This window comes from Streptomyces sp. NPDC002588 (genome assembly GCF_040295925.1).
Classification (GTDB): Bacteria; Actinomycetota; Actinomycetes; order Streptomycetales; family Streptomycetaceae; genus Streptomyces.
Genome location: NZ_JBEOWF010000058.1, coordinates 60,665 through 71,681, shown reverse-complemented (window position 1 = coordinate 71,681; position 11,017 = coordinate 60,665). Strand labels below are relative to the sequence as shown.

Sequence of the window (11,017 nt, the reverse complement as noted above, 5' to 3'; positions counted from 1 at the left end):
CTCCGGCCGTGCGCCGGAGCGGGCCGACGCCTCGGGCGAGGCGATCCGCAGGACGTCGATGTGGTCGGACTGCGCGCGCACGGCCCGGTCGACCGCGGCACCACCGTGACGTACCAGGTCACCCGCTCCGGCACCACGGTGACGGGGTCGAGCACCTGACTCTGAGGACCCGCGTTGGCCCGGTCACGGTGGCACTGCCCGTGACCGGGCCGGTCACGAAACACAAAGCGCCGAGGAGCAAGCGGGAGAAACACGCGCGGCGGTCGCTCGCCGGCCTGAAGTGCCACAATGAACCGGGGAACGGCGACAGCATAAAGAGCTGCGGCAGCAAGGGAAGGCGAGCGTGGCGGACAACGGGGCGGACGCGTCGGCGGAGCACGCGGGAGACGTTCCCGACCAACCTCGAGGACCGGTCACCATCGCGTACATCGCCGAGACGGCCGGAGTTTCGATCCCCACCGTTTCGAAGGTGCTCAACGGCAGGTCGGGCGTCTCCAGCGGCACCCGCGCCCGCGTCGAGGAACTGATCAACCGCTACGGCTACAAGAAGCCGCCGGGCAGCCGCAACACCACCATGGAGCTGGTGTTCCGCGAACTGAAAAGCCTGTGGGCGGTCGAGATCATCCGTGGCGTCGAGCGAGCGGCCAGCAAGAACCGGGTCGGCGTGATGGTCTCCGAGTTCGGGCTCCATGACGCACCCACCCGGACCGTGGAGGACATGGTGGGTCGCCGGCCGCACTGCGTGCTGTCCGTGGCCCAACTGTCCGACGAGGAGCGCGAGCAACTCAGCGTCAAGGGCATCCCCTTCGTCGTCTTCGACCCGACGGAGGAGCCCCCCGACGGCGTACCCTTCGTCGGCGCCACCAACTGGCGTGGTGGCCAGTCGGCAACCCGGCACCTGATCGACCTCGGGCACCGCCGCATAGCGATGATCGGCGGTCCCCGGGATGTCTCCTGTTTCCGTGCGCGGCAGGATGGTTACACATCCGCCCTGGAGGCGGCAGGCCTGCCCACCGATCCCGGCCTGGTGATCAATGCACCGCTGACCAGAAAGGCGGCAGCGAAGCCGCGCGTGAGCTGCTGATGCGGAGCGAGCGGCCCACCGCCATCTTCGCCTCGAACGACCTGCAGGCACTGGGTGTCTACCAGGCTGCCCGCGAATTGGGACTCACCATTCCCGGCGACCTCAGCGTCGTGGGTTTCGACGACCTCCCTGTCGTGGCGTGGGTGGACCCACCGCTGACGACGGTTCACCAACCGCTTACGGAGATGGCGGCGGCGGCCACAGAGCTCGCGCTCTCTCTCGGCCGCGGCGAGAGACCGGCACAGATCGGCGTGGAAATCGCCACCACGCTTACCGTGCGCAGCAGCACGGCCAAACCCGCGAAGAGGCAGAAGAAGGTCTGACTGCTCTGACGCCGCTGATGTGGCCTGCGGGCCACACGCCATCAGGGTGACACCCTGCGGAGCCGACCTCAGCTGGACGCCGGGATGACCTTCTTGGCGAAGAACCGCAGCATCTGCTTCATCTCGTCGAGCGGGTGCGGACCTGAGCGATCACCCGCTCGGGGGCCGGTACCGGTCACGCTCTCCTACGCCAAACCCGTCCCGAGGCGATCGAGCGGTGCGCCGAGATGGGCGTCCACCGTTGCGTCTTCTGGCGACGCTCCGAATCGCAGACGTACTGCTGCCCCGCATCGACCGCGTCAAGGAGTGCATACCCCGGGCACGTGGCCGTGCCCGCCTCATCCTCCTCTACGTCGAGATCCACGTACAGGAGGCAGAGGAGTGCTACGTCGGCCGCGAACAGGTTCGTTCCATGTACCAGGACCGAGTGCGGAGCTACGCGGACAACGGACCCCCGCACACCCCGCACGTCACGACGAACCTCCCTCTCGACGTGAGCAGGCACATCGACGAACTCGTCCGCACGCGGACCCGCAGGGCGAGCGATCACCACGGCTCAGCCCATCGCCAGGTCCCGCCGACAGCGGCGGCCGACTGACCGGGCAACGCCTTGGAAACCAGTCCGACATGCGTTCCCGGCGGTGTCATCCTGTGGTACCGATGACCGTCGAGACCGCCTCCTCACGCGGGCGGCTGATGGCCGTCCCGGCTGTCGGGCAGGCGCAGGCAGACGGTCGGAGCCGGTTGGAGGGCGTGCCTGACAGCGTGGGCCTGTACGTGTGCGAGGGCGGGGTCCGCCAGACTCGTGCAGAGGTTCGCGAAAAGGGTGCGCGCCTCGGTCAGTTGCCAGCGCGCGGGCAGCAGTTCGTGTGGCAGGTCGGGGTCGTTCCAGGGGAACATGCGCCAGGTGTCCATGAGCTGGATGCGGACGCGGAAGGCCTCCTCGGCGGAGACGTCACCGTTCGCCGTGCGCGACACCCATGGTGCGAAGCGGTCGATGAACGGCTCGTAGTGTTGTGTGAGTTCGTCGAGGGGCCAGGCATCGATCAGCTTCTTGCCGTGGAGGGCGGTGTCCGCGGTCCGGAAGATCACGTAGTCGGTGACCCCGAAGGTGGCGCAGGCGCGCTCCAGCTCGATCGGGTCCTCTCTCGGTGAGACCCACAGCGCGCCGTAGACCGGAGCGAATCCCCGCCATTTCAGGTGCCTGCGGAACAGCTCACGCACATCGCGCGACGTCTCCTGAATGGTGAAGGCGATCACCGTCCAGCATCCGTCCCAGCGCGTCGAGCCGGTGCCGAACGCGAAGACCCGGTCGACCGCCGTCGTCAGCCGGGCACGGGCGTTGTCCGTCAGCCGGTAGCGCGAGCTGCGGCCTGCACTGGACTGTTCGAGTACGCCGCGCGAGGCGAGCCTGCTGAGCGCCGAGGTCGTGGCCGAGGCCGTCACGTCCAGGTCGGCGGCCAGGGCCACGATCAGCCGGGACGGCAGCCACTCCTCGGAGTCCAGCCAGAAGTCGGTGAGCAGGGTGATCAGCAGGTGCTGGGTCGACGAGCCCTTCTGCGGACGGGGGAAGTCGGCGATCACCAGTGCATCGTCCGTCGCCGCTGTGGTCGTCACCGGCTCGTGCTTCATGCGCATCGCCCCATTATCAGGGCGGTACGCCGCGAAGAAAAGATTGATTGCAGCATCATTGACGACCGCCGGGAGAGTTGCATAGCTTCGGGGGTCTCAGGGGCGCGGGCCCCTGAGGCCAACCGCTTCTCCTGGGTGTCGAGCCGCGGCGCCCTTCCTCTCTCCCCGTCCGGAGCCGTCATGGTCACTCCTCGCTCCTCGGCGGCGCCCGCCGCAGCGCCCCCGGATCCTCCCGCCGACACCGACACCGACACCGACACCGACACCGACACCGACACCGACACCGACACCGACACCGACACCGACACCGGCACCGGTTCGCCGCACGTCCGCCGGGCCGCCGTGGCGAGTTTCGTCGGCAGCACGCTCGAGTACTACGACTTCTTCATCTACGGCTCGGCCTCCGCGCTCGTCTTCAACCAGGTCTTTTTCCCTCAGGTGTCGCACGCCCTGGGAACGATCCTGTCGATGGCCACGATCGGCATCGGCTACGTGGTGCGCCCCCTGGCGGGTGCGGTCTTCGGTCACTTCGGAGATCGGGTCGGCCGCGGCCGCATGCTGGTTCTCACGCTGATGATGATGGGGGTGGCCACCTTTCTGATCGGCTGCCTGCCGACCCCGGCCACCATCGGCGCGTCCGCTCCCGTCCTGCTCGTCCTGCTGCGTGTCGTCCAAGGTGCCTCGGCGGCCGGTGAGTCGGTGGGCGCGGTGACCATGGCGATGGAACACGCGCCGAGCAACCGACGAGCTTTCTACGGCAGTTGGGTCAACACGGGCGCCGTCGCCGGCATCCTCCTTGCTTCTCTGGCCTTCCTGGCAGTGTCCGCACTGCCGCAGCCCGACCTGCTGGCGTGGGGCTGGCGGATACCGTTCCTGGCCAGCGCCCTGATCGTGGGCATCGGTCTGTGGATCCGCGTGAGGCTCCCCGAGCCGGAGATCTTCGCGCCGGCCGACGCCGAACCCGGAGGGGAACTGCCCATCAAGGCGGTCCTGCGCGACCACTGGGCCGCGGTTGTCAAGGTCATCGCGCTCGGTCTGTTCAGTGTGGTCTCGACGATCTTCGCGGCCTTCGCGATGGCCTACGCCGCGAGTATCGGGCTGCCCCGCACGGTCATGCTCGCGGTCACGATCGTCACCGCCTCCCTGGGCCTGGTCGTCCAGCCCTGCGCCGGGATCCTGGCCGACCGTATCGGCCGCAAGCCCGTGTTCATCACCGGCAACCTGGTCTGCGCCGCCGGTGTGTTCGCGGTCTTCTGGGCGATCAGCACGCACGACATCCCGCTGATCTTCCTGACCTCGATCCTCCTCATGACGATCGGGTACGGCCTCGTCAACCCCCTGGCCCCGCCCATGGGTGCCGAGCTCTTCCCCACCCGGATCCGCTACTCGGGCGCCGCGACGTCCTCACAACTCGGCCTCATCGTCACCGGGTTCGCCCCCACCATCGCCGCCGCCGTCATCAGCCCCGGCCCCACGGGCTGGATCCCGGTCGCCGTGCTCACCGCCGGGTGCTGCCTCGCCTCGGCCGCGGTCGTCCTGTTCGGCGTGCCGGAGACCTATCGGACGCCCACCGAGGAACTGGGCCGCAAGTAGGCAACCGCATGACCCCGTGGCGGTGGCGGACACCCGTCACCGCCACGCTCCGTCCGTCCTCCCCCCTCACAGAGAAGGCTGCCCGTGCCGAAACACCCCGTCCTCGTCGAGCACGACGTCGAGGCCAAGATGACCGACGGCACCGTTCTGCGGGCCACGCTCTACCGGCCCGACCGGGACGGCGAGACCTTCCCCGTCCTGCTGACCCGCACCCCGTACGGCCGGGACCTGGCCGTCAACTCCGCCTACTTCAACCCGCTGACCGTCGCCGCCGCCGGTTACGTCGTGGTGATGCAGGACTGCCGTGGCCGCTTCGGTTCCGACGGCGTCTTCGACCCCGCCGCGCACGAGGCCGCCGACGGAGCCGACACGGTCGCCTGGGCGGCGGGGCTCCCCGCCAGTGACGGCCGCGTCGGCATGTGGGGCCGCTCCTACTTCGCCGAGACCCAGTGGCGGGCCGCCGCCACCGCCCCCGAACCCCTCAATGCCCTCGCCCTCGGGGTGTCGGCCGGCGGCAGCGCGAACGACGGTGCCCTCTACCGAGGCGGAGCCCACGAGTTCGGCTCCCGCTTCACCTGGGGGCACACCGCCGTGACCCCCAACGCCCTGGTCCGCGAGTTCGCCGACACACCCGAGGAGCGCGAGTCGGCCTTCCGTGACTGGCTGGCACTCGACCAGGAGGTGGTCGCCGGAGCCGTCCTCGACACCCTGCCGATCCGCGCCCTCGCCTCCCGCGTCAACACCTTCATGAACACCCACATCGTCGGCTGGGCAGGGCAGGGCCCCGGCAACGCCCTCACCGAGCTGTGGGACAGTGCCACCGCCCGTCCCGTGGACGCGGCCACCCTGCACATCGGCGGCTGGTTCGACATCTTCGCGCCGGCCACCCTCGCCCAGTACCGCATGCAAGCCGAGCACAGCCGCACCCGCGCACTCCCGCCCCCGCGACTGGTCGTCGGGCCTTGGGCGCACAGTGACTTCTCCGGTGACTTCCCCGACCTCAGCCTCGGCATCGCCGCCTCGTCCGGCGCTATGGGCGGCTACGGCGACCTCAACGCGATGCACATCGCCTGGTACGACGCCGTCCTCAAGGACGACGACACCGCGCTGCGCCGCATCCCGCCCGTGCTCCTGTACTTCCTCGGGGAGAACCGCTGGCGCGGCTTCGAGCGGCTTCCCGGTCCCGCCGGGCACCGCACCTGGTACCTGGCCGACGACAGCCGACTTCTCGACCGGCCCGGGGGTAACTCCTGTGCCGCCTACGACTACGACCCGCTCAGCCCCGTACCGACCGTGGGCGGTGCCACGATGATCCACGGCTTCCGGCCGGGCCCGGCCGACCAGCGGAGCGTCGAGGCGCGGGACGACGTCGTCACCTTCACCTCCGAGCCCCTCGCCGAATCGCTGACCCTCTTCGGCGAGGTCCGCGCCGTTTTCCACGCCTCCTCCAGCGCCCCGGACACCGACTTCGTGGTCCGGCTCTGCAAGGTCTCACCGCACGGAGTCTCGATCGCGCTCAACGACGGCATCGTGCGGGCCTCGTGGCGCGACAGCTACGCCACCGGCGGCTACCGCCCCGGCCACCCGCCGACACCGCTCAAGCCGGGGAAGGTGTACGAGTTCACGGTCAGCCTGTGGAACACGGCCTGCACGCTGACCCCGGGGGAGCGGTTGCGCGTCCAGGTGACGTCCAGCTGCCACCCCCGGTGGGACCGCAACCTCAACACCGGCCTGCTCGCCCACGACTCGGCCGAGACCGCCGTCGCCCACCAGACCCTCCACCTTGGCGAGGACTTCCCGAGCCGGATCGTGGTCGGCACACTCTGACCTGCGGGTGCCGCGTGCCGGGCAGAGGACCGAAGTCGTCTCCACCGGCAGCCGCATCCCGGCGTAGAGAGGGGCCCGCGATGGCGAAGTAGCCGACGCCGCAGATGATCGGTCCGGTACGGAAGGCGGACCGGTCACCGTGTGCGATGTCGAGTCATCGCTGAGCTGCGGCCGGGATTCTCGCGTGCGTGTGGACGACGGCCTTGGGCAGCCCTGTCGTGCCGGAGGCGAGGATGAGGGCGAGTCCGTCCTCGTGGAAGGCGCCGAGTTCCGGCGCCCGGTCCGCCGGCTGCTCAGTGAGCCGGTCCAGGTCGACCACGTCGTCACCCGGGCGCAACCACCTTGTCATGTCAGGCAGTTGCGAAGCGATGTCGGCGGCGAGCGCACCGGCCGCCGCGTCGTGGACGAACCCGCCGCACCGGCTGCGCTCGACCATCGCGACGGTGACGTCCTCGCTCCCGAGCGGATTGAGGGGGTCCAGGGTCACGCCGCCCATGAACTCCACGCCCGTTGTGGGTTTGAAGCCGTCGTCCGTCGCACCTCGTCCGGCAAGAAGCGGACGGACAGCGCACGCCGTCTCACGGACGCGGGATTCGACGTCCTGCTGGTTCTCGATCATTTCGTGGGGCCCCGCTTCGCCCCGGGCGCCGCGATGATGGCCGCTGCCGACACCACGACCCGGCTACGGATCGGCACGATGGTCTTCTCCAACGACCGCCGCCACCCCGTAGTCCTGGCCAAGGAGGCCGCGACCCTCGAGGTCCTGTCCGACGGCAGGTTCGAGCTGGGCATCGGCACCTGCTGGATGCGCAATCACTACGACGCCACCGGCCTCCGGTTCGCCGCTCCCACGGACCGATTCTCCCGGCTCAAGGAGTCGCTGGCGGTGATGAGGGGCCGCTGGATGGACGAGCCGTTCCCCTTCGAGGGCGAGCACTGCACCACTCGGGAGGCGGACGTCGCCAACCTCGCACAGCGGGTGCTGCCCGACGGCAGTGCGCCGCCCCCGAGGACGGGGGGCTGGAGAACTTCCTGCCAGCAGCATCACGCCCAGGGCGAGCCTGAGGCGCTGGGGGACGCGGGACAGCGCGGCCAGGACGAGGGCAGGTGCGGAGGAGTGGGCGAAGCCGCGGGTGAAGTGGTGCTCGACCATCCACACGGCCTCGTACCCGAGCCCGTCGGCCAGCGTGGCCTGCTCGAACAGGCTCTCGAAGGTGTGTTGCTCGACCTTGCGAGAACGGCCCGCACCTCGATCTCGTACGCCATGCTCACCCGAAGTGATCCACATTCTTCCCCATCTCTGCGGCCAAGCGCTCACTCGCGTCCAATGGTGCTCTACGAGCTACTGGATTTGGCATGGCAGGGCAAGCGGGCTGCGCGTCACAGATGTCGGGGAGGGGCCGTCGCGCCGATGGAGGGACCAGTGCGGCATCCCCGAGACCACGAGGGGCGCCTGGCGAGTGTGAACCCAGTTCAGGCGCCCTTTGAAGTCGGTCAGTGGACTTCGGTGGCAGGTGAGCAGCGCCTTCTGCGCTGTGGTCTGCTCAGAAGGTGAGCACCACCCGTCCCCGGCGGCCGCCCGCCTCCAGCAACCGGTGTGCTTCGACGGCCTGTTCGGCCGGCAGCGTCCGCGCGACGCGCGAGGTGAGCCGGTCCGCCTCCGTCAGTTCGCGCAGGCGGTCGAGCTTGGCGTGCTCACGTGCGTACTGTGGCACGAACGTGAACCGGGTCTCGATGCCGCGTTCGGCGGGCACCTGGGTGCCGCCGACCGACGAGGCTACCCGGCCGCCGTCGCGCACGGCGCGGACGGCCTGAGCGGCGATGCCCGCGGTGTCGACGAGTCCATCGACACCCTCGGGCACCTCCTTGCGTACCAGGTCCGGGAACTCGGCGCCGCGCCGCAGTACGACGTCCGCGCCGAGTTCCTTCACCAATTGTTCGTCCTTGGCCGCCGCGTCGGCGATCACCCGGAACCCGTCGGCCTTGGCCAGCTGGACGGCAAGGCCACCGACCGCGCCGGCCGCTCCGGTGACCGCCACAGTCGCGCCCACGGGAAGTTCCAGCAGGTCCAGTGCCATCCGGGCGGTGAGCCCGTTCATCGGCAGCGTGGCGGCCTCGACGTCGGTCGCGCCCGCCGGTGCGCGGACCACCGACTCGGCGGGGACGACGAGTTGCTCGGCGTACGCTCCGTGCGTGCCGGAGACGACCACCACGGCCATGACCCGGTCGCCGACCTTCAGGTCGGTGTCGGTTCCCTCGCCGATCTGCTCGACGACACCGGCCGCGTCCATCCCGGGGACGTAGGGCGGCTCGGCGTCGGCGACGAAGGCGATGCCCCGGCGCACCAGCGCGTCGACGGGGTTGACCGCCGCCGCACGCACCCGTATCCGTATCTCGCCCGGCCCGGCTTCCGGGACCGGAAGCTCCAGGACCCGCAGTACCTCAGGCCCGCCGAATTCTGTCAGTCCAACGGCTTTCATGACAGGTTTCTCCTCAGAACGGTTCATTCGCTCGCCGCGCCGCCCGACAGGCGGATCTCCTCGCTGTCGAGGGCGGCCTGGAGGCGGCGCAGTACGGTGTCGTCGATCCGGCGCTCGTCACGCAGCCGTACGACGGTGGCTCGTTTGCTGGCGATGAGGGCCAGGCGCAGTGCGAGGTAGTCCTGGTGCTGGAGCACGGCGGGGTCGTCGGTCACACCCGCGCTTCGGGCCCGGACGGACGCCAGGTGGGCTTCGTACTCCTGGCGCAGCCACTCGGTGATCTTCGGCTCGGACCGCAGGTCGGCGGCGAGTTGGGGCATCGCCTTGATCGCCTCTTCGATGGCGGTGGTCTCGGCGAGGTCGTGTTCTTTGTCGACCGAGGTGTCGGGCGGCAGTTTGGCCCAACGCACCGCCACCGGCAGGAGCAGTCCCTGCACCACCAGGGTCACGAGGATGACGCCGGAGGTGACGAAGACGATGAAGCTGCGGTCGGGGAACGGCTCGCCCGAGTCGAGGGTCTGCGGCACCGAGAGCACCATCGCGAGCGAGACCGCGCCCCGGAAGCCGGCCAGCCCGCTGACGACCCGGGTGCGGTGCCCGACCCGGAGCGAGCGCTGCCGGGGGCGGCGGTCGAGTGCGCGGACCAGGTAGGTGGAGGCGTACAGGAACGCGAAGCGCACGGCCACGAGTACCACGCAGATGACACCGACCGCGATCAGCGCGTCCTGGAGATCGGAACGGCCCAGGTCACGGACCGCGTACTGGAGCTCGACCCCGACCAGGACGAACAGCGCCCCGTTGATGATGAAGGTGGCCAGCGGCCAGAACGCCAGTGCCTGCGTGCGGTGTTCGGCCTGGATGATGCGCGGGGCGACCTGGGACATGATCAGGCCGCTGACGACCACCGCGAGGACGCCGGAGGCTTCGATGAGTTCGGCGAGCAGGTAGGCGGTGAAGGGCGCCAGGATCATGACGAGGTTGCCGAGCAGGGGGTCGGTCAGGCGGCGCCGCAGGTTCATGTTGACCCACGCGACCGCCACGCCTACCGCTGCTCCGCCGCCGTAAGCGAGCAGGAACAGTCCGCCGACGTGCGGGATGCTCAGGTGTTCCTCGCCGACCGTGATGCCGACGGCGAGACCGTAGATGACCAGGGCCGTGCCGTCGTTGACCAGGCTCTCCGCGCGCAGGACGGTGACCTGGCGGCGGGGCAGGGCGCGGGCGAGGACACCGACGGCCGTCGCGTCCGTGGGTGCCATGGCCGCGCCGAGCACCCACGCCGGTCCCCACGGCAGCCCGAGGGCGTGCCCGGCCGCGGCGACGGCCCAGGCCGTGAGGATGACGAGTACGGTGCTCAGCTGCAGGATGCCGCGCAGGTTGGCGCGGATCTCCCGCAGGGAGGTGGTCAGGCTCTCCCAGTACAGCAGCACCGGCAGGAAGAGCAACAGCACGACTTCCGGGGGCAGTTGTGCCTCCCGTACCGCCGGGATGAACCCCAGGAGCACGCCCGTCAGGAGCAGGACGACGGGCGGGGCGATGCCGAGGCGCTGTCCCACGGCGTTGCCCACCAGCACGGCCACGCCCAGGACCACGACGAGTTCGAGACCGAGCAAGGTGCTTCTCCTGGGGGTGAAAGAGCCGCCGTTCAGCGGGGTGCGAGCTTCAGGGTCGTGTCCCGCGAGGCCACCATGGGATCGACGTAACGCGCCCCGTAGCGGCCGTACTTGGTGCGGTAGGCGGTGTCGATGCGGTCGTTGACGCCGGGGTCGGTGACCTCGACGAGGGCGACGTCCTTGTCGACGCCGCCCGAGCGGATACGGCCCTCGTGGCTGGCCCGGGCCGCCCGGTACCAGGCGCCGGCGCTGCCGCGGAAGGAGCGGACGTAGAGGTCGTCTCCGTCGCGGACGACCCAGATCGGCACGGGTGTGCGTGGCGTTCCGTCGCTGCGCGCGGGGGCCATCTGAAGTTCCTCGGCGTGCTCGATCCGGGTCAGTTCGTCGTTCGTCCAGGTCGTCATGGGCGTGTCTCCTTCACGACCGTGCGGCGGGGTGCCCTCGTGGGCGTGAGCGCGGCGGCGCAGC

At 69.9% G+C, this 11,017-nt stretch carries 8 protein-coding genes and 3 pseudogenes; 5 read left to right on the top strand and 6 right to left on the bottom strand.

Going from position 1 to position 11,017, the window contains the following annotated elements:
* Positions 1 to 343 precede the first annotated feature (343 nt).
* Both ABT057_RS43260 and ABT057_RS43255 read left to right on the top strand, forming a co-directional pair.
* Positions 344 to 1,407: pseudogene (locus ABT057_RS43260) on the top strand (LacI family DNA-binding transcriptional regulator).
* Between the two features lie 241 nt (positions 1,408 to 1,648).
* Positions 1,649 to 2,005, top strand: coding sequence for a hypothetical protein (locus ABT057_RS43255; protein WP_352349785.1), 357 nt, complete (start codon positions 1,649 to 1,651; stop codon positions 2,003 to 2,005).
* An 83-nt stretch (positions 2,006 to 2,088) separates the two neighbouring features.
* Here ABT057_RS43255 and ABT057_RS43250 read toward each other — a convergent pair whose 3' ends face one another.
* Positions 2,089 to 3,045, bottom strand: a complete 957-nt coding sequence (locus tag ABT057_RS43250; RefSeq protein WP_352349783.1) for a PaaX family transcriptional regulator — start codon at positions 3,043 to 3,045, stop codon at positions 2,089 to 2,091.
* Between the two features lie 174 nt (positions 3,046 to 3,219).
* On the opposite strand from ABT057_RS43250, the gene ABT057_RS43245 reads away from it, so the two are divergent.
* Positions 3,220 to 4,632, top strand: a complete 1,413-nt coding sequence (locus ABT057_RS43245) for an MFS transporter (protein WP_352349781.1) — start codon at positions 3,220 to 3,222, stop codon at positions 4,630 to 4,632.
* Between the two features lie 84 nt (positions 4,633 to 4,716).
* Positions 4,717 to 6,459 carry a CocE/NonD family hydrolase gene (locus ABT057_RS43240; protein WP_352349779.1) on the top strand — a complete coding sequence of 581 codons (1,743 nt, stop codon included), beginning with the start codon at positions 4,717 to 4,719 and terminating at the stop codon, positions 6,457 to 6,459.
* Positions 6,460 to 6,613: 154 nt separating this feature from the next.
* Here the strand turns inward: ABT057_RS43240 and ABT057_RS43235 are convergent, their stop codons facing one another.
* Complete coding sequence (locus ABT057_RS43235) at positions 6,614 to 6,895, bottom strand: hypothetical protein (RefSeq protein WP_352349777.1); 282 nt, start codon at positions 6,893 to 6,895, stop codon at positions 6,614 to 6,616.
* Between ABT057_RS43235 and ABT057_RS43230 the strand changes: the two are divergent.
* Positions 6,860 to 7,411, top strand: a pseudogene (locus ABT057_RS43230) (LLM class flavin-dependent oxidoreductase); the annotation flags it as partial. The gene ABT057_RS43235 and the pseudogene ABT057_RS43230 overlap by 36 nt on opposite strands.
* 126 nt (positions 7,412 to 7,537) lie before the next feature.
* Here the strand turns inward: ABT057_RS43230 and ABT057_RS43225 are convergent.
* The 4 genes and pseudogenes from ABT057_RS43225 to ABT057_RS43210 all read right to left on the bottom strand — a co-directional run.
* Positions 7,538 to 7,747 (bottom strand): annotated as a pseudogene (locus tag ABT057_RS43225) (LLM class flavin-dependent oxidoreductase); the annotation flags it as partial.
* Positions 7,748 to 8,003: 256 nt separating this feature from the next.
* A complete protein-coding gene (locus ABT057_RS43220; RefSeq protein WP_352349775.1) occupies positions 8,004 to 8,939 on the bottom strand; it encodes an NADP-dependent oxidoreductase in 936 nt (311 codons plus the stop codon).
* A gap of 23 nt (positions 8,940 to 8,962) precedes the next feature.
* The gene (locus tag ABT057_RS43215) at positions 8,963 to 10,549 is read right to left on the bottom strand and encodes a Na+/H+ antiporter (protein ID WP_352349773.1); all 1,587 of its coding nucleotides are present in this window, start codon (positions 10,547 to 10,549) and stop codon (positions 8,963 to 8,965) included.
* A 32-nt stretch (positions 10,550 to 10,581) separates the two neighbouring features.
* Positions 10,582 to 10,953, bottom strand: coding sequence for a DUF2255 family protein (locus ABT057_RS43210; RefSeq protein ID WP_352349771.1), 372 nt, complete (start codon positions 10,951 to 10,953; stop codon positions 10,582 to 10,584).
* Positions 10,954 to 11,017 lie beyond the last annotated feature (64 nt).